Here is a 552-nt window from a genome sequence, read left to right as displayed (position 1 = left end):
CAAAGATAAGCTTATACAAGCGCTTGAATCTGAATTCGCCCAATTGGTCGAACAATCCATATCTACGGGTAAAATTTCGTTACCACCCATCCCCGATGTAGTCATCAAAATTCAAAAACTTTGTATAGAAGAAAACACCACGGTTTCTGATGTCGCAAATTGCCTTTTAGAAGATCCAGGGTTAGCTGCAATTGTGATTCGCGTAGCCAACTCGGTGATTTTTAACCGAAGAAACATTACTTGTAGTGATTTAACTACCGCCGTCTCTCGTTTAGGCATCTTCCGCGTTCGAGACATCGTGACCGCACAAGCTATCGAGCAATTGAAACACGCGGTCAATCTGAGTAAAGAGTGCAATGACATACTGGTAAAAAGTGCGGCCGTCTCTCGAGAACTTGGCGCCACGATGGTGCTGGTCGTACAAGAATTCCACAAACACGAGCCTTCAGTTTACACACATCTAGAGCTGGAAAAGGCACTTCTAGTTGGCTTATTGGCCGATATTGGCTTGTTCTGCCTCATTAACGAATATCACCTGTATCTGGATAGTGG

Annotated in this window: 1 protein-coding gene; it reads left to right on the top strand. The window is 44.2% G+C overall.

Annotated elements, in window-relative coordinates; all coding sequences use genetic code 11:
- Nucleotides 1-552: HDOD domain-containing protein (locus R8O11_RS30435; RefSeq protein ID WP_412035101.1), on the top strand; the 552-nt coding region annotated here is incomplete at both ends.

It is taken from the genome of Vibrio sp. 1288 (genome assembly GCF_033344475.1).
Note: the sequence above shows the minus strand (reverse complement) of the source record. Positions and strands in the feature narration are given on the sequence as shown.